The organism is Dolichospermum sp. UHCC 0352, assembly GCF_009711925.1.
GTDB lineage: Bacteria > Cyanobacteriota > Cyanobacteriia > Cyanobacteriales > Nostocaceae > Dolichospermum > Dolichospermum lemmermannii.
On record NZ_VIKY01000142.1, the window covers coordinates 34,666 to 58,203 of the forward strand.

Here is a 23,538-nt window from a genome sequence, read left to right on the forward strand (position 1 = left end):
AAACCACAGCAACAATGCTAGAACTAAAACACCAATTTTCACAAGCAGATACGTATAAGCATGAGGGATCAGCAAATTTTGGGTTGTCATATTCCACCTCTACCTACTAGTGCTTAACTAGTTATTATTTAACACAAGGAGTATTTTCCTCAATACCTTTGGCATTTTTGTTACGAATCAAGGCTTTTTCCAATTTGGTGAAGGTATTATTTATTAACTCCATTTTCTTATGTTCCTATTGTCGCTTAAAAATTGGCTAGTACCGCAGGGCAGAATTAAAAATTAATAATTAAAAAGGAGACGATACAGGCTTTTTAAGTATTTTTAATTATGAAAAAACTCAGTACAAATATTTGTGCGCCGGAAAGTGCTGTAAGTAGCAAGTTTTGGGTGAAGATTTAGACCCCACCCTCTTGCCAGTTCTTTGTTTCCTCTGTAAGAATGGAATTTCAAATTACTGTAATTGAAAACCGAGATTATTCATCAATACAATTAGGAATACCTAAAACTGCACAAGGAAAATTATGACCTAGTGTTTCAATCAGCGGATGATTGATAGATTTGCAGCCTAAAAATAGAATATCAGCAGTTTCTAATTCTACAACCTGATTAAGTTCTTTAACAATGTTACCAAACCGTAAATGAGATTTAAATGAACCCTGCCATTCTTCGGCTAAAGTTTTTGCTTGCCAAAGAATTCTATCTGCTTCCTGGAGATAAGTTCTCGATTCTCTTTCTAACTGCGGTAAAATTGCTGTTCTTTTGGGTTGATTTAATCGCAACGTGACTGGCTTTGATATATTACTTAATTGGCATTCTAATTGAGCTTTATTATCAGCAACATTGAATATATCAACATACTGATAATTGCAGTTTTCTTCTACTACATAAACAGCTTGAACTGTAACTTGCGAGTTAGTTGCTAAACTCGTTTGGTAGGCAATCCAACAGGCAATATCTAGGGCTGTATGACTTTGAGGTGAACCATTATAGCCGACAATTAAGTTAGCTGATTTTGTCTGCGAACCTCTTTTAGCAAATGATTTTTGAGTCTCTGGTAATAGCACCATTTGTTCAATTAAGTCATCACGACCTATCGCACTTTGCAAACGTGCCAACATTGTTTTGATTTTCACAGTTTTAACTTCTCTCCCTTGAAACGATTAACCAACGAGAAGCAGGGATAACAATTTTAGATATTAGATTTATCTTAAATCCAAAATCCGCAATTGATTAAGGAAGCCCCAATCATAACTGCTGTTACAGCCAAAGTTTTGGAGGTTCCTTCCATTGCCGACGGAGTTAGCTGACGGGCTAAGACTGGAAGGTGTCTCTCATAAGATTAGCCCCAAATACTTGGTTCCTCCGCTTCAAATTCAGCTTTCATGAATTTGGATTAGGCTACCCACTAAAAATATAGTAATACTATTACACTAGGTTTAGATAAAGTCAAGTTTAAGAATATTGAGGATATGCTTGTAGTGAGCAGCTTAATTACTGATTTACCCTGTTTTCTCTAATATTTAATGATTTAAACTACTTCAACTTAGCAAAAATTTAGAAGTCAGAATTTAGCCATAATTCATTGTTAAACTATGTTTAATGGCTATTTACCAAAGTTTAGGAAAAATTAACTTCTGGTTTTATCCCTCTGCTACTGTGTTCATCATACTTATTGGTTGTTACTGTTAAGCTTATCATTAGCTAGTAGTCTGTCAAATTTATTTTGACGGGTTTTTGGTAGTGCGGACCGAAAAGCCCGCGTGAGCGAGACGCTCACACTACAGTCCATCATTTTTATCTTGACAAACTACTAGTGTTTGTTAACAATGCTAATTTTTGCAGAGTCATTAGCATTTTTTAGCACTTCGTTTACTAATAACTTGATATATGCTGATTTAATTTCGCGTAAAGACGCTAAGAATAATTTTACATCTTTGTTTGAAATCAATAATCATCAATAACATCAGAACGGTGGGGGAGTTATTGACGCAGTAATTTTTCTTTTTTGAAATTTAAAAAATTGTGCATTTTATGTTTATCTCATTTATGAATTGAATAAAAGAGCAGCTAAGATACCCAACCAATAAGATAATAACCAACGCTTGTGTGTTAGAATCATAATCCAGTTCCCTAGTTGTAAAAATTTTCAAATCTACAATTCCAGATTCCAGATATGAAAAGAACATCGTAACGTTTTGTTAAGTTAAGTCAAGCAACCTTAAGACCTGTATAGATAGGCAGATCAAGGGGAATCGGAGGATGGTAAGCTATATGGTGAAATATAAAAGTGACTTAGGACGAAGTGTTAAATGGGTGTTTCCTTAACGGCTCCTCTCCTCCTTAGGGCCGCTCGTGGTGAACAAGTAGATCGTCCCCCTGTATGGATGATGCGACAAGCGGGACGCTATATGCAAGCATACCGGGATTTGCGGGACAAATATCCTTCATTCCGCGATCGCTCGGAAATTCCCGAAGTAGCAATCGAAGTTTCCCTCCAACCCTGGAGAGCTTTCCAACCCGACGGAGTAATTTTGTTTTCCGATATTGTCACCCCCTTACCAGGAATGGGGATTGACATGGATATTGCGGAAGGGAAGGGACCGATTATTTATTCGCCCATACGCACCCAAGAACAAATTGAACAACTGCGTCCTCTAGAACCAGAAGCAGCACTGCCGTTTATCAGAACGATTTTGCAAGCATTACGGCAGGAAGTAGGCAATCAATCAACGGTGTTAGGCTTTGTTGGCGCACCTTGGACTTTAGCAGCTTATGCGGTGGAAGGTAAGGGTTCTAAAACCTATTCCATCATCAAAAACATGGCCTTCTCAGATCCGACAATTCTCCATCAGCTACTCACAAAATTAGCAGATTCTATTGCTGATTATGTCCGCTATCAAATTGATTGTGGCGCTCAAGTAGTACAAATGTTCGATTCTTGGGCAGGACAATTAAGCCCTCAAGATTATGATACCTTTGCGCTACCTTATCAAAAAATGGTGTTTGAGAAAGTTAAAGCCACTCATCCTGACACACCATTAATTTTGTTGGTGACAGGTAGTGCGGGACTTTTAGAAAGAATGGCTACCTCTGGTGCTGATATTATTACTGTAGATTGGACAGTAGATATGGCAGATGCTAGAGCCAGATTAGGTAAGCACGTAAAAGTACAGGGTAATCTTGATCCGGGTGTGTTATTTGGTTCTAAGGAATTTATCCGCGAGCGTGTTTTGGACACCGTTCGCAAAGCCGGCAACTGGGGACATATCCTCAATCTCGGCCATGGTGTACTTCCAGAAACACCAGAAGAAAATGTGGCTTTCTTCTTTGAAACTGCCAAAAACCTCACCGCTTTGGTATAATCTGTAGGGTGGGCAATGCCCACCTGATTTTTAATTAAACGCAGAACAGAAAAATTGCTACAGCAGATTTCGGCTAAATGACCTACATCCGTGCCTAACCCTCCCTTTAATAAGCGCAGGTAAAGTAATTATGCACCTCACAAAGCCAAAAATTGCTATCTATAGCTGTAATTGTTTTTTGTTTATAAAAAATTAATATTGTTTTAAGGCGTAATGTATTTACTTAAATCCCAGTGATAACTATACTGGGTTTACTGAATATAAATCAAGTATATTATGGATAGAAATACACGCATCACCACGATTATTAATAATCGTCACCAGTGGAGTGAAACAATTACCCAGGTGGAAAAACACTTAAAAACCCTCTCCACCACCTTAGAAATACTAGAAGCAAAACGCAAGGATAGCTTAGAAAAAATCAATGATGTACAAATAATTGGTAAACTAAATGAAATTAATTTAACTAATATTCAGGACAAAATTACCACAGAATTAAACGCTTTAACTAAACTCAAAAACCGATTTTCTCGCAATACATTAAATATTGGAGTCGTAGGGAGAGCAGGACAAGGGAAAAGCCGACTTTTACAAAGTTTAACAGGGTTAACTTCAGCCGAAATACCCGATGGAGATAGACAACATTGTACAGGAGTTAAAAGCATAATTCATCATAATTCCCATGTTGATACCTATGGGGAAGTTTGGTTTCATAGTGAACGTTCATTTTTAGATGAAATTATCGCGCCATATTATGAAAAACTCAGTTTAAGAAGCCAACCTTTAACAGGAGAACAATTTGCTAAAAATCCTTTACCACCATTACCAACAGACATTCCTGGATATGCTGAACCTGGAGCAATGTATGAACATTTAAAACGATATCATGATCATTTTTACCGCTATTCTCATCTCTTACAAGAAAGTTCTCCTCTCAGGATTCAAAAACAGCAAATTAGAGAATATGTTGCACAAGACACCGTTGATGGTGAGAGAAATTATTTCAATTATTTAGCAGTTAAAGAAGTAAAAATTACCTGTTCATTTCCTAACGTTGATGTGAGTAAAATTGCCTTAGTAGATATGCCGGGACTAGGAGATACAGGCGTTGGTGATGAAAGCAGATTAATTAAATCATTGGGTAATGATATAGATTTTATCTTATTTGTGAGAATGCCTCAATCCCTCAGAGCATTTTGGGCAGATGTTGATGTTAAATTATATGATGTTTCTCGTGCTGCTTTGGTAGAGTTACCCGTTAATTTATGGTCATTTATGATACTGAATAAAACTACGACTGATGCTAAAAATGGTGATAATACTAACAATTGTCAAGATTTATTAGATACATTGCAAGAAAAACATATAAATGTGCAAAAATGTTTAATTGCTAACTGTAGTCAAGAATTAGAAACTAGCCAAATTTTAGATACCTTAATAGATTATCTCACCAATAACATGAATAATCTAGATAAACAATATGCTGCTAGTTGTCAAGAAAGAATCTTAGAAATATACAAAGCAGTTAATTCAGAAATAGATAAAGCCCAAAATATCTTTAATCAGAATTATGAAGACGACTATCAAGAAATAGAAGAACTATTTAGCGACTTATTTGGAAATAGTGATAGTGGGTGGTGGCAAGAAGTTTCTTTAGCATTACAAGAACTGAGAACTCAATTATGGTATCAGCGACAAGCATCTAATGAAGAACTATACAATGGTTTCATTGCTGCGATTGAAAAATGCGAAATAGACAAAGGCATTTTATCCAAAGAAACCGCTCTTGAAGAAATCAAAAATAGTATTAAAGCCATGAGCGTATTTCGCGCTTATCCTGACTATCAAGATGAATTGAGAGTATTAATTTCTCATAGGTTTTTATCCTTAGATGACAACCTTAAAGCAACAGTAGAATTAGCCAAAAATCAAGTAGTTAACCTATTTAAAGAAAAAGGAAATTTAGGGTTTATTAGTAATAAACAAGGTTCAGAATTTTTCCAAGACGTAGCTAATACAATTCCTGAAAGATTTGCAAAATTAAAACCAGGATTTGCCATTATCGCCGAATTTACATTATCATATCGCAGTTTAATTTTACCCCGGATTCGACAACATTTAGATGGACTAACTAATATTAGTGCCATAACTGGGGAATTTGGGGGAATTTCTCAAACCAAAAATCAAACTTTAGCATTAACCAAAGATACCACTGCTGACGAAATTTTCACAGCTTTAGAAATTGACTATGACAAAGCCATTAATACCATTAAACCGACATTAGAAGAATTAATGATTGAACCCAATGAAGCTTTGTATGCAATGGTAGAAGAATTTATTGATAATGTCATCCGTCAAAAAGACATTCAAAAAGAATGGAAAAACTTCCTCAGAGGAGTGCGCGGAAAAATTTGGGCAGATATTTTTGGACAAAAAGAAGAGGATAGACAACTGCGAAAAGAATGGTTAGACTTAGTAAATGAAGTTACAGCAGTGAATAAATTAGAATTATTTTACTTTGCTCAGTAGTGATTTAATAGTTAATACTCTGTAGGGTGCGTTAGAAATAACAATTTTAGTAAAAGATTGATAATTTAAGATGATGACGCACCGTACTAACCAGCAACTTACATTAGTACAATGATCAGGAAGGGAAATTATGAATGGTAATGAAGAATTAAAAATTATTATGGTTGCTCCTAGAGGTATTGGCAAAACCAGTATATTAGCAGCAATGCACGAAGAATTTCACAAAACTTTTGAACGAGCGAATTTACAAACTTGGGTAGAAAATGGCGCAGTATTAGCAGCGATAGATGAATGTAAAAATATTTTGAGAAATATCGATCCTCGTGTTAAAAAACAAGTGACACCTACCCAGCCGAAAGATAATCCTTGGAATGATCAAGGTTTTACCTTTGAGATAGGTAGTAGTGCGAAAAAATTCATGAAGCTAAGATTTACAGATCCCTCTGGAGAATATTTTAGTCCTACAGCTACCTCTAATCAAAAAGAATATATTAAACAACAACTTAATGACTGTGATGCTATACTTATTCCTATTGATGCTACAGCATTAATGCAGAAAAAAACAGGTATGGTAAGTTATGGAGAAATTGGTACATGGCATGAAGAAAAAAATAATCCTCAACAGATAACGAGATTATTAAAAGATGCTTTTAGTAATGTAAAATCTCCCAGATTAATAATTTTAGCCCCAGTGAAATGTGAAACCTATACACAAACATCCAAAGATGCAGAAAATCTTTTATCTCATGTAAAAATGGGATATAGTGAATTGTTGGATTTTGTGAAATCAGATTCTTTACTGAATAAAGTATCTATCGTTGTAACTCCTGTGCAAACTATTGGTAACGTAGTTTTTGCATATCATAGAACTGACAATGATGGTTTTACCAAATTTCATTATTATAAAACTCCCATTAATGCACCTTATGAACCAAAAGATGGTGATCAACCATTAAGATATATTATGTTATTTTTGATTAATGTTTTTTTGGAGAATAAAAAACGATTTTTAGAACAAGAACAGAAAAACTTAATTAACTTAGAAACTCAATTGTCTGTAGATAATAATAAATTAAATAATGCCAAAAGAGGATATGAAGAAGAAAAACGAATTTTAGATAAGCGCAATAGTATGTGGTGGTTTTTTAGAACTATAGCTAATGTGTTTGATGATAGGGAAGCTATTTATTATCAAGCAAAAGATAATTTAGATCAGAACCAAAATAAAGTTCAGAAAATTCAATTTAATATTAAATCTACTACCGAAAATATTCAAGCTACCCAAGAACAGATTACAGCTTTTAATAATGCTTTGTTTAGATTTACAATGGGATGTAAAAATAATGATGGTTTTGCGATTCTGCAAGGACATAAATGGTTAGAATTTCCTCAAAGTATTTTTTAGTTTCACAATACTTTTTTATTCATCAAAAGGAGCATTAATTTATGAACTTCGATATTCACTTTGATCTTTATGTCAAAACCTCAGCTAAAGGTAAAACAGGTATTCATTGGAGACATATTCAAAGTCCAGAAAATCAACCTTTGGTAGATACTCCTGATTTAATTAATGTCAAAGTTTGGGAAACAGAAAGTCAGCAAAGATTTTTTGTGAATGATTTAATTGATGAATATAAACCATCATTATTGATATTTAGAAAAGATGGTAAACTCTTATTAGAAGTTAGCGGAATTGAATCAGCAAAACGTTCTGAAGAATTAGGAAGAAGAGTATTAAATTTGATTGTATGGACATTCGATGATACATCAGAAAATGAGCAAATTGTGAGGATGATTGCTGATAGTGCAATTCAAAGTTTTTTAAATCAAGATGCTAGATTTAATCACATGATAGAGACAGCTATAAGTTTTCATCAGTTGGAAGAATTTAAAGTTGATATGGAGTTAATTAATCAATTTATTGAAAATCTGAAGACTGACTATCAGCAAATATTTTTAGATAATGTAGAAATCAAGTATAAATATCTGATAGAAGCGAAATCAGATCAATACTTAGATGAGTTATCAGCAGAGTTGAGAAAATCTCATCTTCCAAAGAAATGGGATAGTTATAATGGTGAAAAAAAAGATGGTGTTTTAGTTGTAGTAACAGACTATTTAAGCAATAATACAATTTTACATAATGTAGCAGTTTGGAGAGGTTTTGCAAATAATGTACAAGAACCTGTAAAGATAAAAATACCAAAAATAGAACCGCAAAAAAAAAAGGAAACTCAACCAGTCGAAATACAGGAAACACAAGAACGAAAAAACCACAAGAATCCTCTACAGTTATTATTAATAGTGGGAATAATAGTAATCCTAATAATCGTATTGGTAGTGGTGAATATGAAACAGTTGAAGATCCAACCTCAGAAAATCGAAGCAACCCCACAGGAGACGGTAACACCCCAAACAGAGGAAAAACCGGAACTTTTACAGGAAAAAATGTTAACTCCTCAAACCGAACAGCAGGAGATATTACAATTTCAAAGGTATTGAACTTTGGAAAAGATGTAGCTATTTCAGTGATCACAAATGACAACTTAACATATTTAATGTCTAACTTAGATAAAGAAAAAAATCTTAATTTGTTTGACATTGTTGATTTTTTAAGTAAATATCATTTGGATGATTATGATCATACAAGCAGTCATGATATCATAAATATCTATGATAAACTTATCCGTCAAATTCGTAATGATGGCTATAAAGAAAAGGTTAAATCGCAAATTGAAAAGAGTGATCAAAAACTAAATATTGAAAATGTAGAACATATTCCAACTCATCTACAGATGATTGATAATTTTAATAAATTACCTGATAATGAACGAAAAAATATTATTTACCTAGCTTGGTTTATCTTATATTGTAAAATTTATAAATTAGATCATCCTGATGAATATTCCCCGTGGAAAAGGTATTTAGATTTAATTGAAAAAATCCAAAACTTTTCTGACTATGAAAACGCTTGGATTTAGTAAAATAACCCTCTTATCAAGCAAAAAATACAAATGGTCTCTGTCCTGTATATCTGGAGTAGTTCATTTAAAAACTTAGATAAATCAACTAACACCCAGATCCCCGACTTCTTAGAGAAGTCGGGGATCTAGCTCCTAAAATCAAAATTATGCTATAATTGTACACCAACTTCTATCATCCCCAAACAACCCAAAATCAAACATCAATGACCAAAAAACGTATTTTAGTTACAGGTGCAAGTGGCTGTATCGGTCACTATATCAGCGAAGCCTTAATTCAAAACACCAATCACGAATTGTATCTACTAGTTAGAAACCCAAATAAACTCCAAGTAGATACTACAGCCCGTACCGGCATTACTATTCTCCAAGGTGATATGAAAGAGATTGGTAAATTCTCTGATTTACTTAAAACTATTGATATTGCCGTATTAACAGCCACTTCTTGGGGTGGTGAGGGCATTTTTGATATCAATGTCTTCAAAACTCTAGAATTAATGAGTTTGTTAAATCCTCAAAAATGTGAACAGGTAATTTATTTTTCCACTGCGAGTGTTTTGAACAACGATAATAAACCACTTAAAGAAGCCGGGGAAATTGGGACAGATTATATCCGTTCTAAATATGATTGTTTACATCAAATTGAAAAATTAGCAATTTTTCCCAAAATTACCACAGTTTTTCCTACCTTAGTATTAGGTGGTGATGATAAAAAACCTTATTCTCATCTCACATCTGGTATTCCTGAAGTTACTAACTATATTAATCTCATTCGTTTTTTACAAGCAGATAGTAGTTTTCACTTTATTCATGGTAAAGATATTGCCACAGTTATCCAATATTTAATTGATTATCCCCCACAACAGGGAGATCCACGCCGATTTGTTTTAGGACAATCAGCATTAACTGCTAATCAAGCCATTGAAGAAGTGTGTGCTTATTTAAGTAAAAAGATTTATTTCCGCATTCCTCTATCTTTAGGTTTAGCCAATGTGATTATTGTTTTATTCCGCATTCAAATGGCGGCTTGGGATCGATTCTGTATGAATTATCGTCATTTTAGCTATGCTAATGCCATTAATCCTAGCAGTTTCAATTTACCAAATTACTGTGCAACGATGAGTGATGTTTTGAAAATTAGCGGTGTGAAAGCTGGAAAATAAGGCGTTGGTGAATGAAAGTATGAATTAGTCCCACGCAAAGGCGCAAAGGCGCAAAGATTAAGAGTTTCAAAAAGGGAATTTTTGATTTTCATATCTCAATTCAGCAATACTTAAAATAAATATTACACGAAAACGCATTCATGGTGGCGACTAATGCGGACACATCCTCATCTATATAAAGTGCAGCCAAGATGGTCATACTCTGCCTAATACAGCTTTCACAGAGAGATATACTAATTCATTAGGCACATCTTATATTGCACCAATGAACTGAATTGCTAGGGACAAAAATTCCTCCGCGCGGTCAATTTGTTCTGCGGCTTGGTCTGTTGTGACGGCGTTCAATTGTCCGTAGTCGCCAGTTGTTCGCAGTTCCTGTGCTTCAATTAGGAAACGATGAAAATTAGTTGGGACTACTTGAGGTTTGGCAAATTCTCGCCCAAAAGCAGCAATAACGGCTGAATGTTTGGAAAATGAAAGTCCCTTACCCTCTAAAAATGCTTCTGCAATGTAGAACATAGCGTAGTAGGCGCGGGAGGTGGCGTAGTCTGGGTAGTTGTTGGTAAGTAGGAGTTTTGCAGCTTCTAAACTCTGTTGGGCTTTGAGGAGGAGTTCCCGTTGTTCGTCGGTCATAGAAGAACGCCTTCTTTACGGATATTACGAAGCAAAGAGCCGTTGCGGGTTTGATAGTGGGTTTCATCCATGAAAAGACAGCTAATGACAACATCATAATCTAGGGAAAGATCAGCGATCGCTTTCCCCGTGCGTTTGATTTCTTCTCCGGGGTTAACTGGAGGCTTCAGCACTACCAACACATCTATATCTGATCCAGGTTCTGCATCACCACGGGCTTGAGAACCAAAGAGGGTGAGGTGTTGTAAGCGATCGCCATACAGGTCATAAAGTTCTTTTTTTAGGCGAGTGAGAATAGGTTTGAGGTTAATGTTCATCGTTATGAGGGTGATCGCACTTCTCTAGTTTATCTCATGTGATCACTTGACTCTCTGAAGATATCGCTCGCAAATCAAAAAGGTAGAAGTCAAGAAAGAATAAACCACGAAGACACGAAGGATACGAAGAGAAGAGAGTTTAAGAGGTATTTTGCGTAAGTCATCAGTACACTAGGTTTAGCACTTACAGCAGTTTCCGCTCTTATGAGGTACAAAGTTGAATCATGAAACTCTTGTAGTGCGGGCATACTATGGCTAACGCCACGCTACGCGAACGACAAGTGTTACAGTGAGCTTGTCGAACTGCTCAGTACAAGTCTTGCCCGCTAGATATGTACCTCATAACACCGGGAAGTGCTGTAAATATACTTCACGGCGATCGCTCACAACCGAACATATTCGATAAAATTAGATAAAATAAATCATAGTGTGGAGTTTCCTTGCGTCTACCCAACCTACAATAGTTGTAAATTTAGAAGAGGAGAATTTTTAATTATGACTCAAGCAGTAGAAAGGCAAAAATCTATTTTAGAAATAGTCCAAAATCTAACCCCTCAACAACAGGAGGAGGTTTTAAATTTTATTGAGTTTTTACAGTTCAAGTCACAAAAACATGATATATACACAAAAGGTAAATCTCAGCAAAAATCACCGGAGGAATTAGGCTGGCCTCCTGGTTTTTTTGAACAAACTTATGGTAGTTGTCAAGATGATCCTATTATTATTGATAATGAGGATAATTTTGCCCAAAGAGAAGAAGCTGCATGATTTATTTGCTAGATACTAATTAATTATTGTCTGAATCAGGATGTCCAGGATTAAAGGATTAACAGGATAAAAATAGGGATTAATTGCTCACGGTTTGTCATACATCTAAACCTCCAAAATAATATCAATAGCGATCGCTCTCCTCCAGTTTATCTCATGCGAACATCGCCCTGATGCAAATCAAAAAGGCAGAGGTTAAGAAAGAATAAACCACGAAGACACGAAGTAAGCGAAGGAAAGGGAGTTTTAGAGAGATTTTGCATAATTTCTAATAATTTAACTTTACAATGAGAGCGATCGCACTCTTCTAGTGTATCTCATGCGATCGCTCCCATGCAAAGAAAAAAGGTGGGTTAAAAAAGTAACGCACCTTACCAAACAAACACGAAGAGACCAAACTTACTTATTCTGTTGAACAGCGGGCATTAAGTCATTAAATTCTTCAATTCTCAGCATACGAATATCTTTAACTGATGCCGCAAACCATGGGAGATTTTGAGATAAATCAATTGCAGCAAGTACACACGTAACAGCATTAATAGTGTTTGTATCCCCAAAATAAACACTGCCTTGTTGCCGAGTAAAACCTTTCCTTTGTAAGATTTTCGCAATCTCACCATAAGCATTATTGTATGGATCACCATAGTTCAGCTTTAGTGATTCAATATCCATATCAAAAGCAATAGCGTACATTCTTGTTTCCCCAATTTCTTGTTTATTTACCTGCTGTATCTTGCTTAACTGTTGCTGCCCAATGGGTTGGGTCTTCTCTAATTTTTTAGCCACTTGAGAAATCATTTATCCCACCAACATAACGATTTAGCCTCTTAAGTTTAGCAATTTCACTTAGAATATAGCAATCTTAATCAGGGAGGAGTTTTAATGTCTAGGCTATCCGCTTTAGCACGATATTAGGATGGAGTTTTCTCAACCTTATCTCTAATGTCATCAAAACGAGTATAATGTCTTCCGGCAACATTCCTTAATTCTTTTGCGATAAATTTATCGGTAGCTATTACAGTAAATTGTTTTCCTTTCGCTCTTAATAAGGTCAATGCCCTTTCAAAATCTCCATCTCCACTAATTAGTACAGCTTTATCATAGCTGTCTATAGTGTTAAACATATCCAAAACTATTTCAATATCTAAATTAGCTTTCTGTTTTTTTACGCCAGTGTTTGCGTCATAAATTGTTTTTATTGGTTTTGTAATAAGTGAATAACCCATTAAAGGTAATGCGTCTAAATATGACTGTTGTTTTGCTTCAGGTGGTGTGTCTTGTCCAATATAATAAAAGGCATCAACAATATCACCTTCTGTCCCAATATAATCAAGAATTTTTTTAGGATCAGCGAACCAAGACAGTGCATCTTTCTGCATGAAAAAGAAATTTGCACCATCAAGAAATACAGAAATTCTCATGATAACTCCGTTTAATTGAAATATTTGGTAAATTCAATTATAACTTTAAACAGTCCAAGCCGCGTAGTTAAGAGCCTGTCGGATATCTTCATCCTCTAATTCTGGATAAGCTGCTAAAACTTCCTGAACCGAAAGGTTACTAGCCAGTAATTTCAACACAAAGCCCACAGTAATCCGCATTCCTCGAATTGTTGGTTGTCCAAGGCAAACGTTGGGATTAACAGTAATCCGATCTAATTGAGCCAGCACGGTGATACTCCTGAAATATAAAAATTCTTTCTCTATTATATTATTTTAAGCGATTACGCCATTTTTTAGGATCTTGAGAACAGTGAAACACCGTATATATAGTTACTAACTTAAGTTGCTAGTCATCTAATTGAGGTTGCTAATGGGTAATTGGTGATCAAATCCCAGTCTTCATCCTGCAAATCCTTAAATCCTGGTTATCTTGATTCAGGCATTCTCACATACAACAGGCTTGAGAAAAAAGTCAATTAGTCTTAATTTTAGTTACAGTTAGATCACAAATAAATCGTGAGGGGTGAGACTATGCGTGTTTTGCTAGTTTATCCAATATTTCCAAGCACCTTTTGGTCTTATGAGAAAATTCTGGCACTGGTTGACAGAAAGGTGTTGTTACCACCATTGGGTTTAGTAACGGTAGCGGCAATTTTGCCCCAAGAATGGGAATTTAAGCTTGTAGATCGTAACATTCGCGCCGCCACAGAAGCAGAATGGGCAAAATTAAACCATCATTAGCAAGCAACTCAATTTCAAGAAATAGCTGCTTCTTTTCACCAAATGTACCCTCTATCATATTCTCCCAGTTGCTCCAGATTCATTCAAACAAAAAACGCAATGATCAGCATTTGGGTATTTATCGCGGGCTTTTTGATGTGCAATTTCTTTATCTTGATCAATTAAGTAATCACCACTATTTAACTCAATAGCAATATACCAGCCATAATGTTCTTTGATCAATTCAGGACGTACACGCTCAAAAAATGTCCGATAACGTTGATACTCTGCCTCATTTTCAGCTTTACGTCTAGCTAATTCTTCCGGTGATAAAGTCAGTTCTGGAAAAATTATTCCTCTTCTCGCTGGTTGTTTTGGTGTTAGTTGAGTCATGTTTTTAAACTCCATTTCTACTATGATAATAATAATATCAAAAAAATCATCCCCAACTCAAAACACCAGCAGAAAAACCATCTTTATGAACCTTTCATTATCAGTCCTGATAGAATCTGCAAAAGCTGGAAAACTCATTAGTTTCCCCACAGATACCGTCCCCGCATTAGCCACCATACCAGTACAAGCAGAATTAATTTATGCAGCGAAACAACGCAGTTTCGATAAACCTTTAATTTTAATGGCTGCTAAAGCTGAAGATTTATGGGATTATGTTCAAGGTAGCCAAAGAGAATATCAAATCTGGCAAAAAATTGTTAATCAACATTGGCCAGGTGCATTAACTTTAGTTTTACCAGCTAGTGACAAAATTCCCACCGTCATGAACCCTGTTGAACCAACTACCATTGGGATTAGAGTCCCAAATCATCCAGTTGCTCAAACTATTTTGGCGCAAACTGGGCCAATGGCGACAACTAGCGCTAATTTATCAGGACAACCAGCTTTAGAAACCAAAGCAGCCATAGAAGCTCAATTTCCAGAGGTTTTAACATTAGAATCAACAGAATACCAAGGTTTGGGAATACCTTCCACCGTTGCTAAATGGACAGGGAACAATTGGCAGATTTTACGACAAGGTAGTATTAAATTAGATAATTATGAATTTTAGTAACTGGCTATATTTAGGAGCAGGAATAGGATTAGGAATAGGTATTTGTAGATTATTCCTTCAGCCTACAAAATCTGCATCCATTCCCATTCAAAATGCTCCACAACAGCAAGAAAACCAACTTTTACAAGAATTGAAACAAACTCAATTAGCCTATTATCAGTCCAAAGAAATGAGTCAGTTTCAAGCAGGTTTTTTAGCCCGAATTAGCCATGAATTGCGATCGCCATTAGGGAGTATAATTGGCTTACATCAATTGATTTTGACAGATTTATGTGACAATCCCGAAGAAGAACGGGAATTTGTCGGACAAGCTCACGAAAAATCTCTCAAGTTATTAAAACTAATTGATGAAATTCTCAATGTTTCCAAAATTGAATCTGGTAGAAATAAATTAGATATTGAAACTTTGCAATTATCTGAATTTTTACAAGAAATTTATAACTTAACTTATCTATTAGCAGTCAATCGTAATTATCCTTTTACTTTATCACCACCAGATCCAAAAATTTACATTTTAGCAGATTCCCGCTGGCTCAAACAAGTATTAATAAACTTGATAGATACAACAATTGCTCAAATGGAAGCAGGGAATATTTATCTTTCTAGTCATCTACAACCTACAGATAATTATGTAAATATCTGCTTAGATGTACCAACTGAAACTGTAGTTACAAGTGAATCTATAGATTTGATGATAGCTGAAAATCAGACAACTCAGAAAAATATAGTTCTGTCACCAGGAATGAAACTTTCACTTCATCAAAGTTTAGTAGAATTGATGGGAGGAAAGTTAGAAATTTTGCCTTTCCCCACCAATCAGGAAGAAAAATCACAGTTAACAAGATGGCAAATATCTATGCCTCTAACGACTCCTGAAGTTGAATCTCTCCAGGAACAAAATCAAAATTAGATTGATTGTATAGCACCATTGTTGTTGTGTTATTTGCTTGAAAACCAATCTTCTCATAAAATTCCTGCTGGTGAGTTGTCATCAAATACACACGCTCTACTTTTTGCATTCGCGGATGACTTAAAACAGTTTCTACCAACTTGCTACCTAGTCCATTACCTTGATATTCTGGATGAATCACAACATCCCAAATTGTAGCGCGATAGATACCATCAGAAGTCGCTCTTGCAAAGCCAATTAATAATTCCTTCTCCCAGACAGAAATCACAGGTTCACTATTAGCAATAGCTATACCCCAATCCTTAATACTTCGTCCTTTTGCCCAAAAAGCGGACAGATTAAACAGTTCTTGGAGTTGGTAAAGATCAATATCCGCATGACTGTGGCTAAATTGAATCTGAGAATATTTCATCTATAAACACCCACTTATCCTAAGATATTTGTTTCTGTTATGGCATATTTTCCTAGAAATTACTAAACCTGTATATGTATATGCAACAGTTCAATTAAAAATTAAGAATTAAAAATTAAAACACTCTTTTTTAATCACTCTTCCCTGTTCATTGACAAACCCACTTCCATAGAGGGTGAGAAGATCCTTGTTGACGAATACGATAAACTTGCTTTTTTAATTTTTCCTGTTCTGCCAATGGTAATCCCCACAGAATATTGCGACTTTGCCAAACTAAAACAGAAGTTGTCACACCTATGCACAAACTTAAACCCAGGGCAGATAGAGGATGAAAAATTAGTGCGTACCGTAATCCTACCCAGGTAAAATATTGTTGTAACAAGGAAATTTCTACCCGTAAATCCCACAGACAAACAGGGGCTATTATTAGCCACAAACAGCCGACAAATAACCATCTGCCGTATACTGTAAGCTGATGTAGCTTTTGGATTTGTTGAGTAAAAGCAGAATCTACTCCGAATTCTTCTACCTCAATTTGTGGTTCTTCGGGTTTATCCATAGGAAGAGTATAGCTTGCGCCTACAAAAAACTCTAAAATCTCGTTCCCAGTCTCCGACTGGGAATGTTTATTATTGCGGCTCTGCCGCTAGTGACAAGGAGGCTCCAGCCTCAAATTAGGCATTCCCAGCCAGAGGCTAGGAACGAGGTATTTTCCATGACTGAATTTAGCTTTCTGGAGAAGTCACAGGGGGTTCAACTTGGTAATTTTGACTGCGTTCTCGCCACCAAATCAGGAGTGTACTGGCAATGAATATACTAGAATAAGCTCCCATTATAAAGCCGACAATTAAAGCTAGAGAGAAATAATGGAGCGTTTCTCCACCAAATAGGAAAATAGCAGTTAATGTCAGTAAGGTGGTTAAAGTCGTGTTGATTGACCGAGATAAAGTTTGGTTAACAGCATCATCAACAACCTCAGCAATTGGTTGTTCAGGATGAAGTTTAATAGTTTCCCGAATGCGGTCATAAATTACCACAGTATCATTGACTGAAAACCCTGTGATAGTTAACAAAGCAACAATGAAAAGACTATCTACCTCAACACCGAAAACTAAGCCTAAAATTGAGAAAACTCCAGTTGTGACGAGAATATCGTGAAACAATGCCACAATAGCTAATAAGGCATAGTCCAACTGAAACCGGAAAGCCATATAAACAGTTATCCCGACAAAGGAAACTATTAAAGCTAAGATTCCCGAAGTAAATAATTCCTTTCCTAAAGTTGCACCAACGGAGTCAATTTGGTTTTTTTGCGGGTCGAAAGCGCCGATTTTTTCAGTTAACGCAGTTTGCAAATTACTCCGCTGTTCTGTTTCCAGGTTTTTCGTGCGAATAGTAATGCCATTTTCTTGGCCATTTTCCGAGATTAACTGAATGCTGCTGTCTCCAAGTCCTTGGGATTTGGCGACTTCTCGCACCAGATTAATATCTATTGGCTGGTCACAGTTACCAGGTTTGCCACAGTCCCGGACAAATTGCAACCTTGTTCCGCCGATAAAGTCCAAGCTGGGACGCAGAGGTGCTTTGATACTGGGATTGAGTGTGGATATCACCATAGAGATGATACCCACCAGGATAATCACAGCGGAAATAGTCCACCAAGTACCCCGGGCTTTGTTAATATCTAATCTCATCGTGCCACTCCTGTCTTATTTGTTACTGGCACATTAGGAGCATAAAATTCTGTTTTCCGCAAAGAGGGAATGGAAATAACTAAAAACATCAATGTGCGACTACAAGTAATTGCGGTAAACATACTCACCCCTACGCCTAAAGCTAAGGTAAGAGCAAAGCCTTTGACTAGTCCTGAACCTAACCAAAACAATGCAGCACAAGCAATCCAGGTAGTAACGTTACTATCCAAAATACTAGAAAAGGCGCGGTAAAAACCGGATTCTACAGAACGATACAAAGATTTACCTGCTTGTAGTTCTTCCCTGGTGCGTTCAAAAATCAAAACGTTAGCATCAACTGCCATACCGATACTGAGAATAAAACCCGCAATTCCTGGTAAAGTGAGGGTGACACTCAATAAACAAAAGGTAGCCCAAGTCAGTAGGGAGTAAATCAATAGTGATATATTCGCTATCATTCCTGGTAATCTATAGTACCACACCATAAATATTAATACTAAAGTCAGACCACCAATACCAGCGTAGATACTTCTTTGAATACTATCTTTTCCTAAAGTAGCTCCTACCGTTCTTCTCTCCGCAATTTCCACAGGAACAGGTAATGCACCACCGCGTAATTGTACGCCTAAATCATTGGCTTCTTGGGCTTGAAAACGACCTGTAATTACCGCAGAACCGCCAGTAATCCCAGTAGCAGCAAATTCTACACCTACACTAGGTGAACTGATCAGTTCATTATCAAGGAAAATACCGATACCACGACCAGTGCCAGCGAGGTCTTTTGTGAGTCCAGCAAAGAGTTCACCACCCTTTTGATCAAAACGGATAGCCACATCCCAGTTATTGCCTTGAGTGGGCTGACCGTAGGCATCCTGGAGATATTTACCTGTTAGGGGTGGATTGGTACTTTCAAACAATTCCGCAACTGCTTGATTACTTTGATCAAACTCTTGCTTATTTTGATCAATTGCTGCTTGATCTTTACTCTTTTTCAAGTCTTCGCGCTTGGTTTTCAGGTCATTTTTTGTTACCTGAAGAGCAAAAAGTTGAGTTTCTGTATTCGGTTTTTGGACACGGAACTCTAACTGCGCTGTACCGCCTAATACCCGTTCTGCTTGTTCTGGATCATTGACACCAGGTAGTTGTACGGAAATCTTATCTGTACCGATAGTTTGAATTAATGGCTCAGAAACACCAAGACCATTAATCCGCCCTTCCACTACTTTTTTTACAGCTTCCAATTCTCTTTCGGTGATTTGGGGAATTTCCGCCGTTGGTTTCACCTGAATTGTAAGCTGTGACCCACCTCGTAAGTCTAGTCCCAAGGGGACAGGAATTGTCACAATCACCGTAATAGCGGTGATGACCAAAACTATAATTAACGCTAATAGCGATCGCTGTTTTTGCATACCATCACTCACAACTGACAAAGATTATAAGAAAATAGGCTAAAAACCTCGGAATTGACACCTAAAAATCCAAAAAGTTTTTAGGTGTCAATGTCTTTTAAGCCGGGACTGAAAGCCGTGTGGGGGATTTATCCCCCAGCGATTTATGTTATACTACTTGTAACAGGAAAGGTAATCAACCTGTCTAAAAACCTAACTGCCTAACGGCTTTTCTGGTCCTTGACAATTAAATCTATGCGGTTTTACTGCATTGTTCTAGTTTCCTCCTAGCAGTAGGTAAAAGATTTATAGGAACTAGACGACTCAGAATTTTGAAACTTTCTCGTTTCAAGTTAAACAGGACTTGCAGCAATGCAACTACGGTCGGGCAGACCGAAAGCTAACGCTTGGGGAGAGTCCCACCTCTGAGCTAGATAACCCAAGGAGTCTAGTTTAAGTGGTCTCGTTGAACCAAGAATCCCCGTGTCTTTAGACCGGGGAGTGTCAAAATAACGTTCTTTTTGCCAGTTGTGAGTAGAAGTTTGATGTGGTCAGTAGTCAGTAGTCAGTGGTTCATAGCAACGGACAAAGAACAACTGACCACTGACAACTGACAACTTCCTAAATTCGCAAAGCCACCATTTTCTGGACTGCTTCGACGATTTGCTCTGGTTGGATAATAGTTAGACGCTCAAGATTACCATTGTAAGGTGTGGGGATATCTTGAGAAGAAAGCCGCAACACAGGTGCATCTAATTCATCAAATAAGCGGTCATTAATAGAAGCAACTAATTCTGCACCAATACCCCCAGTTCTCATGCACTCTTCCACAACAATCACCCGGTGAGTCTTGCGAATTGATGCGCCAATAGTTTCAAAATCAAGAGGTTTCAAGGAAATTAAGTCAATAACTTCTGGATCATAACCTTGTTTTTCCAAAACTTTCACAGCTTGCAGCACATGATACCGCATCCGCGAATAAGTGAGAATTGTCACATCCTTACCTTGACGAACAACTTCAGCTTTATCTAGCGGTAGCACATATTCTGTTTCTGGCAGGTCTTCTTTTAAGTTATAAAGTAAAACGTGTTCAAAAAATAACACAGGGTTATCATCGCGGATAGCTGCTTTCAGTAATCCTTTAGCGTTATAAGGTGTGGAACAAGCCACAATTTTTAAACCAGGAACAGCTTGGAAATAAGCTTCAAGACGTTGGGAATGTTCCGCACCAAGCTGTCTACCCACACCCCCAGGTCCACGAATCACCATCGGGATTTTAAAGTTACCACCGGAAGTGTAACGTAACATCCCCGCATTATTAGAAATTTGGTTGAAGGCCAGGAGCAGAAAGCCCATATTCATGCCTTCAATAATCGGTCTTAATCCAGTCATAGCCGCCCCTACAGCTATCCCAGTAAAGCTATTTTCCGCAATGGGGGTATCTAAAACTCGCAAATCACCATATTTTTGGTGTAAGTCTTTAGTAACTTTATAAGAACCGCCGTAGTGTCCTACGTCTTCACCCAGAATGAATACGCTAGAATCGCGGGACATTTCTTCGTCAATAGCTTCCCGCAGGGCGTTGAAAAATAGTGTTTCTGCCATTTAGACCTTTATCGCAATTTATCGTTATAGAATTTTATCGTGCCATTGTCCCGAATACAGTCAAGCCTAGCACTGTTGTTGAGAACATCAGATAATTCTTTATAATCCACTTTTTGCACGTAGCGGTAGAAAATTCATGATATCTGACTTGAAGAATAATTGCACGAAAAAATCACAAAAGTTGGTTAAAGTGGAGTAAAATACAAACAACATCTTTATCTAGCTGAATATAGACACTTACCAACAAAGACTGATTGGGGAAATGCGTTATTACTTCTATCTAGTAGTCTGTTAAATTTATTTTGACGGGTTTTTGGTAGTGCAAGCATCTTACCCGCGTGAGCGAGACGCTCACACTACAGTCCATCATTTTTATCTTGACAAACTACTAGTACACTGCGGCGTAAGTAAGATAACCATTAAAAATCCCTAAAAAGCTTATACAATCTGCTTTTTTAATTTTTAATTGTTAATTTTTAATTCCGCCCTGCGGTACTAGTTTTGTTTGTACTTTTGTCTAAATCTCTAATTATCAATTTTTCACTCCTACCCATTGAGTCACAGGAGACATGGATTTCCAACCTAGAAATTTACCAATAGGTTCGGCTCGTTGAATAGCAATCCGGGTAAAGTTTCCTCCCACTTTTTCATACCATTGATATAATCTTTGTTCACCTGCCAAAGTGACAACATTAACCACCATTCTACCTCCAGGAAGCAAGACATTCCAACAATTTTCTAATATTTCTGATGCTGTCACACCACCACCAATAAAAATTGCGTTTGGTGCTGGTAAATTTGGGATGACTTCTAAGGCTTTACCTGCCATAATTTGTAAATTTGGTGTTCCCAAAGCAGCCGCATTATCAGCAATATAATTTAGTCTAGTGGAATTTTGTTCAATAGCGATCGCTCGACATCTTCTATCACTTCGCAACCATTCTATAGAAATAGAACCACAACCAGCCCCCACATCCCAAAGCAATTCCCCCGGTAAAGGTGCTAAACTTGATAATGTCACCGCCCGGACTTCCCGTTTTGTTAATTGTCCATCATGATGAAAAGCACTATCAGGTAAACCAGGAAATCTGGATAAACCAACAATTCCCCTATCAGCAATACATTCCACCGCAATAGTATTTAAAGCCGCGACATTTTTTTCTTGCCAATTAGTAGCGATATCTGTGATAATGTTCTCATTAATATTACCCATTTTTTCTAAAACGGTAATTTGACTATTACCATAACCGCGATTTATTAAAATTTCTGCGACATGAGCGGGAGTATTTTTTCCCTCACTTAAAATTAATAATTTTGCACCGGGATAAATATAAGATTGCAGTAAAGAAACCGGACGACCACATAAACTTAAAGTTTCGACTTCTGTTAATGACCATCCTAATCGAGAACAAGCCAGACTAAAAGCGGAAGGTGCAGGAATAATTGTAATTTCCGAAATAGGAATATCTTTCAGAATAGTTGCACCCACACCATAACATAAAGGGTCGCCACTAGCTAAAATACAAACTGCTTGACCACGACGACTGATAATTTCGGTTATGGAAGTTGTAAAAGGTGATTTCCAGGGAATTTTTTCCCGGTTGTCGTCAGGTGGTAACATAGAAAGATGACGTTCACCACCAAAGATAATCTGAGCTTTGTCTAAGCAGGAAACAGCAATGGGACTTAACCCTGCTAAACCATCTTCACCGATACCGATAATTGATAACCATTTTTGCATAATTCGTGAGGTTGTTTGTTTTGCTGGAATATCGCTTTTATTACCTTACCGTGAGGGGATGTAAAGTTGGTGCTTTGAGTTGAATAAGAGTATTTTTTCTCGCAGAGACGCAGAGGCGCAAAGAAGAGCGCGTAATGTATTGTTTTTACAACATATTTATAAACCTCATTAATACAATTTGTCATAATTAAATTTACTTATTTGATAAATTTACAGAGGTAGATGGTAAAAAATATGTTAAATATTTAGAATAGATGTCTATTTATATTATTGGAGTTTTATGTACCCCATATTTATCCTATTGAAAGAAGGAATATACTTATTTCAAGAAGCACATAAATCTAAGTTAAATCCTACTGGTTTAGAAGGAAATATTTTACTATTTTTTAGAGATTTAAAAAAATCAATAGATACAAAGAATTTAGATAAACTAAATGAATTAATATCTGATAAATATTATAGTGAATCTTACCCTCAGACTAATAAGAATCAACTAATATTCTATTTTGAATCTGTTTTCAAATCTTTACCATTTTTGACTAGTCCTTCTTTAGAGGTAGAAATTTGTAAAATTCCAGAATTTAGAAGTCAAAAGCAAGTTTTTTTAGTTATTAGACCTATTTTAAATGTTCATTTATTAGGAATAATAAATTTATTTTACCAAGGTTTTGGGACAGAAAAAAGAATGGGTGTAATTTTAGAGAAAAATCAAAATTCTGGGTTATTTACTATTGTTAATATGGAAGATATTTCATATCTTGAATCTAAATAAGTAAGTAAGTAGACGAAAATAAATCAAAGTAG

At 36.4% G+C, this 23,538-nt stretch carries 23 protein-coding genes, 1 pseudogene and 1 riboswitch; of the genes and pseudogenes, 11 read left to right on the forward strand and 13 right to left on the reverse strand.

The window, feature by feature from the left end; translation table 11 throughout:
• Positions 1-476: 476 nt before the first annotated feature.
• On the reverse strand, positions 477-1,121 hold the full coding sequence (locus tag FJR06_RS09880; protein WP_015083553.1) for a universal stress protein: 645 nt from the start codon (positions 1,119-1,121) through the stop codon (positions 477-479).
• Positions 1,122-1,278: 157 nt separating this feature from the next.
• Positions 1,279-1,392, reverse strand: a riboswitch (cyclic di-AMP (ydaO/yuaA leader).
• 920 nt (positions 1,393-2,312) lie between these two features.
• On the opposite strand from FJR06_RS09880, the gene hemE reads away from it, so the two are divergent.
• The 6 genes from hemE (at position 2,313) to FJR06_RS09910 (ending at position 10,038) form a co-directional block, all read left to right on the forward strand.
• Entirely contained in the window at positions 2,313-3,365 is a 1,053-nt protein-coding gene (gene hemE, locus FJR06_RS09885) for a uroporphyrinogen decarboxylase (RefSeq protein ID WP_168651337.1), read from the forward strand.
• 276 nt (positions 3,366-3,641) lie between these two features.
• The gene (locus tag FJR06_RS09890) at positions 3,642-5,894 is read left to right on the forward strand and encodes a hypothetical protein (RefSeq protein WP_168651338.1); all 2,253 of its coding nucleotides are present in this window, start codon (positions 3,642-3,644) and stop codon (positions 5,892-5,894) included.
• Positions 5,895-6,024: 130 nt separating this feature from the next.
• A complete protein-coding gene (locus FJR06_RS09895) occupies positions 6,025-7,299 on the forward strand; it encodes a hypothetical protein (protein WP_168651339.1) in 1,275 nt (424 codons plus the stop codon).
• 41 nt (positions 7,300-7,340) lie between these two features.
• Positions 7,341-8,396 carry a hypothetical protein gene (locus FJR06_RS09900; protein WP_168651340.1) on the forward strand — a complete coding sequence of 352 codons (1,056 nt, stop codon included), beginning with the start codon at positions 7,341-7,343 and terminating at the stop codon, positions 8,394-8,396.
• A 56-nt stretch (positions 8,397-8,452) separates the two neighbouring features.
• Positions 8,453-8,875: a hypothetical protein gene (locus FJR06_RS09905; RefSeq protein WP_168651341.1), complete on the forward strand. Its 423-nt coding sequence runs from the start codon at positions 8,453-8,455 to the stop codon at positions 8,873-8,875.
• Between the two features lie 206 nt (positions 8,876-9,081).
• Positions 9,082-10,038, forward strand: coding sequence for an NAD(P)-dependent oxidoreductase (locus FJR06_RS09910; RefSeq protein ID WP_168651342.1), 957 nt, complete (start codon positions 9,082-9,084; stop codon positions 10,036-10,038).
• 252 nt (positions 10,039-10,290) lie between these two features.
• Here FJR06_RS09910 and FJR06_RS09915 read toward each other — a convergent pair whose 3' ends face one another.
• Together FJR06_RS09915 and FJR06_RS09920 are read right to left on the reverse strand one after the other, a co-directional pair.
• The gene (locus tag FJR06_RS09915) at positions 10,291-10,671 is read right to left on the reverse strand and encodes a HEPN domain-containing protein (RefSeq protein ID WP_015083549.1); all 381 of its coding nucleotides are present in this window, start codon (positions 10,669-10,671) and stop codon (positions 10,291-10,293) included.
• Positions 10,668-10,988 (reverse strand): nucleotidyltransferase domain-containing protein, encoded by a 321-nt coding sequence (locus FJR06_RS09920; protein ID WP_174783450.1) that lies wholly within the window; start codon positions 10,986-10,988, stop codon positions 10,668-10,670. Before FJR06_RS09920 ends, FJR06_RS09915 begins: the two co-directional genes overlap by 4 nt.
• 495 nt (positions 10,989-11,483) lie before the next feature.
• Between FJR06_RS09920 and FJR06_RS09925 the strand changes: the two genes are divergently transcribed.
• Entirely contained in the window at positions 11,484-11,756 is a 273-nt protein-coding gene (locus FJR06_RS09925; protein ID WP_168651343.1) for a DUF2281 domain-containing protein, read from the forward strand.
• 399 nt (positions 11,757-12,155) lie between these two features.
• On the opposite strand, the gene FJR06_RS09930 is transcribed toward FJR06_RS09925, so the two are convergent.
• The 3 genes from FJR06_RS09930 to FJR06_RS09940 form a co-directional block, all read right to left on the reverse strand.
• Complete coding sequence (locus FJR06_RS09930; RefSeq protein WP_217359774.1) at positions 12,156-12,554, reverse strand: hypothetical protein; 399 nt, start codon at positions 12,552-12,554, stop codon at positions 12,156-12,158.
• A 113-nt stretch (positions 12,555-12,667) separates the two neighbouring features.
• Positions 12,668-13,177, reverse strand: coding sequence for an NYN domain-containing protein (locus FJR06_RS09935; protein ID WP_168651344.1), 510 nt, complete (start codon positions 13,175-13,177; stop codon positions 12,668-12,670).
• 45 nt (positions 13,178-13,222) lie between these two features.
• A complete protein-coding gene (locus tag FJR06_RS09940; RefSeq protein WP_168651345.1) occupies positions 13,223-13,426 on the reverse strand; it encodes a DUF433 domain-containing protein in 204 nt (67 codons plus the stop codon).
• A gap of 303 nt (positions 13,427-13,729) precedes the next feature.
• On the opposite strand from FJR06_RS09940, the pseudogene FJR06_RS09945 reads away from it, so the two are divergent.
• A pseudogene (locus tag FJR06_RS09945) lies at positions 13,730-13,921 on the forward strand (B12-binding domain-containing radical SAM protein); the annotation flags it as partial.
• 72 nt (positions 13,922-13,993) lie between these two features.
• Here the strand turns inward: FJR06_RS09945 and FJR06_RS09950 are convergent.
• A complete protein-coding gene (locus FJR06_RS09950; protein ID WP_168651346.1) occupies positions 13,994-14,311 on the reverse strand; it encodes a hypothetical protein in 318 nt (105 codons plus the stop codon).
• An 85-nt stretch (positions 14,312-14,396) separates the two neighbouring features.
• Between FJR06_RS09950 and FJR06_RS09955 the strand changes: the two genes are divergently transcribed.
• On the forward strand, positions 14,397-14,981 hold the full coding sequence (locus FJR06_RS09955) for an L-threonylcarbamoyladenylate synthase (protein WP_015083545.1): 585 nt from the start codon (positions 14,397-14,399) through the stop codon (positions 14,979-14,981).
• Positions 14,971-15,894 (forward strand): sensor histidine kinase KdpD, encoded by a 924-nt coding sequence (locus FJR06_RS09960; RefSeq protein WP_015083544.1) that lies wholly within the window; start codon positions 14,971-14,973, stop codon positions 15,892-15,894. The genes FJR06_RS09955 and FJR06_RS09960 overlap by 11 nt, the downstream gene beginning before the upstream one ends.
• Here the strand turns inward: FJR06_RS09960 and FJR06_RS09965 are convergent.
• The 6 genes from FJR06_RS09965 to cbiE all read right to left on the reverse strand — a co-directional run bounded on the left by FJR06_RS09965 (position 15,839) and on the right by cbiE (position 22,734).
• On the reverse strand, positions 15,839-16,306 hold the full coding sequence (locus FJR06_RS09965; RefSeq protein WP_015083543.1) for a GNAT family N-acetyltransferase: 468 nt from the start codon (positions 16,304-16,306) through the stop codon (positions 15,839-15,841). The genes FJR06_RS09960 and FJR06_RS09965 overlap by 56 nt on opposite strands.
• A gap of 148 nt (positions 16,307-16,454) precedes the next feature.
• Entirely contained in the window at positions 16,455-16,865 is a 411-nt protein-coding gene (locus FJR06_RS09970) for a hypothetical protein (RefSeq protein ID WP_015083542.1), read from the reverse strand.
• Between the two features lie 166 nt (positions 16,866-17,031).
• The gene (secF, locus tag FJR06_RS09975) at positions 17,032-18,000 is read right to left on the reverse strand and encodes a protein translocase subunit SecF (protein ID WP_168651347.1); all 969 of its coding nucleotides are present in this window, start codon (positions 17,998-18,000) and stop codon (positions 17,032-17,034) included.
• Positions 17,997-19,409, reverse strand: coding sequence for a protein translocase subunit SecD (gene secD, locus FJR06_RS09980; RefSeq protein WP_015083540.1), 1,413 nt, complete (start codon positions 19,407-19,409; stop codon positions 17,997-17,999). Before secD ends, secF begins: the two co-directional genes overlap by 4 nt.
• A gap of 600 nt (positions 19,410-20,009) precedes the next feature.
• Positions 20,010-20,993, reverse strand: a complete 984-nt coding sequence (locus FJR06_RS09985) for an alpha-ketoacid dehydrogenase subunit beta (protein ID WP_015083539.1) — start codon at positions 20,991-20,993, stop codon at positions 20,010-20,012.
• A gap of 532 nt (positions 20,994-21,525) precedes the next feature.
• Positions 21,526-22,734, reverse strand: a complete 1,209-nt coding sequence (cbiE, locus tag FJR06_RS09990) for a precorrin-6y C5,15-methyltransferase (decarboxylating) subunit CbiE (protein WP_168651348.1) — start codon at positions 22,732-22,734, stop codon at positions 21,526-21,528.
• A gap of 301 nt (positions 22,735-23,035) precedes the next feature.
• Here cbiE and FJR06_RS09995 point away from each other — a divergent pair, with 301 nt between their 5' ends.
• On the forward strand, positions 23,036-23,506 hold the full coding sequence (locus FJR06_RS09995; RefSeq protein ID WP_148279145.1) for a hypothetical protein: 471 nt from the start codon (positions 23,036-23,038) through the stop codon (positions 23,504-23,506).
• Positions 23,507-23,538 lie beyond the last annotated feature (32 nt).

What these genes read in the sequence shown, in the direction of transcription:
- FJR06_RS09970 (WP_015083542.1), bottom strand. Translation starts at nt 16,865, where the DNA reads ATGGATAAACCCGAAGAACCACAAATTGAGGTAGAAGAATTCGGAGTA.
- FJR06_RS09905 (WP_168651341.1), top strand. Translation starts at nt 8,453, where the DNA reads ATGTCTAACTTAGATAAAGAAAAAAATCTTAATTTGTTTGACATTGTT.
- FJR06_RS09925 (WP_168651343.1), top strand. Translation starts at nt 11,484, where the DNA reads ATGACTCAAGCAGTAGAAAGGCAAAAATCTATTTTAGAAATAGTCCAA.
- FJR06_RS09935 (WP_168651344.1), bottom strand. Translation starts at nt 13,177, where the DNA reads ATGAGAATTTCTGTATTTCTTGATGGTGCAAATTTCTTTTTCATGCAG.
- FJR06_RS09930 (WP_217359774.1), bottom strand. Translation starts at nt 12,554, where the DNA reads ATGATTTCTCAAGTGGCTAAAAAATTAGAGAAGACCCAACCCATTGGG.
- hemE (WP_168651337.1), top strand. Translation starts at nt 2,313, where the DNA reads ATGGGTGTTTCCTTAACGGCTCCTCTCCTCCTTAGGGCCGCTCGTGGT.
- FJR06_RS09985 (WP_015083539.1), bottom strand. Translation starts at nt 20,993, where the DNA reads ATGGCAGAAACACTATTTTTCAACGCCCTGCGGGAAGCTATTGACGAA.
- FJR06_RS09900 (WP_168651340.1), top strand. Translation starts at nt 7,341, where the DNA reads ATGAACTTCGATATTCACTTTGATCTTTATGTCAAAACCTCAGCTAAA.
- FJR06_RS09950 (WP_168651346.1), bottom strand. Translation starts at nt 14,311, where the DNA reads ATGACTCAACTAACACCAAAACAACCAGCGAGAAGAGGAATAATTTTT.
- FJR06_RS09955 (WP_015083545.1), top strand. Translation starts at nt 14,397, where the DNA reads ATGAACCTTTCATTATCAGTCCTGATAGAATCTGCAAAAGCTGGAAAA.
- FJR06_RS09910 (WP_168651342.1), top strand. Translation starts at nt 9,082, where the DNA reads ATGACCAAAAAACGTATTTTAGTTACAGGTGCAAGTGGCTGTATCGGT.
- FJR06_RS09965 (WP_015083543.1), bottom strand. Translation starts at nt 16,306, where the DNA reads ATGAAATATTCTCAGATTCAATTTAGCCACAGTCATGCGGATATTGAT.
- FJR06_RS09895 (WP_168651339.1), top strand. Translation starts at nt 6,025, where the DNA reads ATGAATGGTAATGAAGAATTAAAAATTATTATGGTTGCTCCTAGAGGT.
- FJR06_RS09880 (WP_015083553.1), bottom strand. Translation starts at nt 1,121, where the DNA reads ATGTTGGCACGTTTGCAAAGTGCGATAGGTCGTGATGACTTAATTGAA.
- FJR06_RS09960 (WP_015083544.1), top strand. Translation starts at nt 14,971, where the DNA reads ATGAATTTTAGTAACTGGCTATATTTAGGAGCAGGAATAGGATTAGGA.
- FJR06_RS09915 (WP_015083549.1), bottom strand. Translation starts at nt 10,671, where the DNA reads ATGACCGACGAACAACGGGAACTCCTCCTCAAAGCCCAACAGAGTTTA.
- secD (WP_015083540.1), bottom strand. Translation starts at nt 19,409, where the DNA reads ATGCAAAAACAGCGATCGCTATTAGCGTTAATTATAGTTTTGGTCATC.
- FJR06_RS09920 (WP_174783450.1), bottom strand. Translation starts at nt 10,988, where the DNA reads ATGAACATTAACCTCAAACCTATTCTCACTCGCCTAAAAAAAGAACTT.
- FJR06_RS09890 (WP_168651338.1), top strand. Translation starts at nt 3,642, where the DNA reads ATGGATAGAAATACACGCATCACCACGATTATTAATAATCGTCACCAG.
- cbiE (WP_168651348.1), bottom strand. Translation starts at nt 22,734, where the DNA reads ATGCAAAAATGGTTATCAATTATCGGTATCGGTGAAGATGGTTTAGCA.
- secF (WP_168651347.1), bottom strand. Translation starts at nt 18,000, where the DNA reads ATGAGATTAGATATTAACAAAGCCCGGGGTACTTGGTGGACTATTTCC.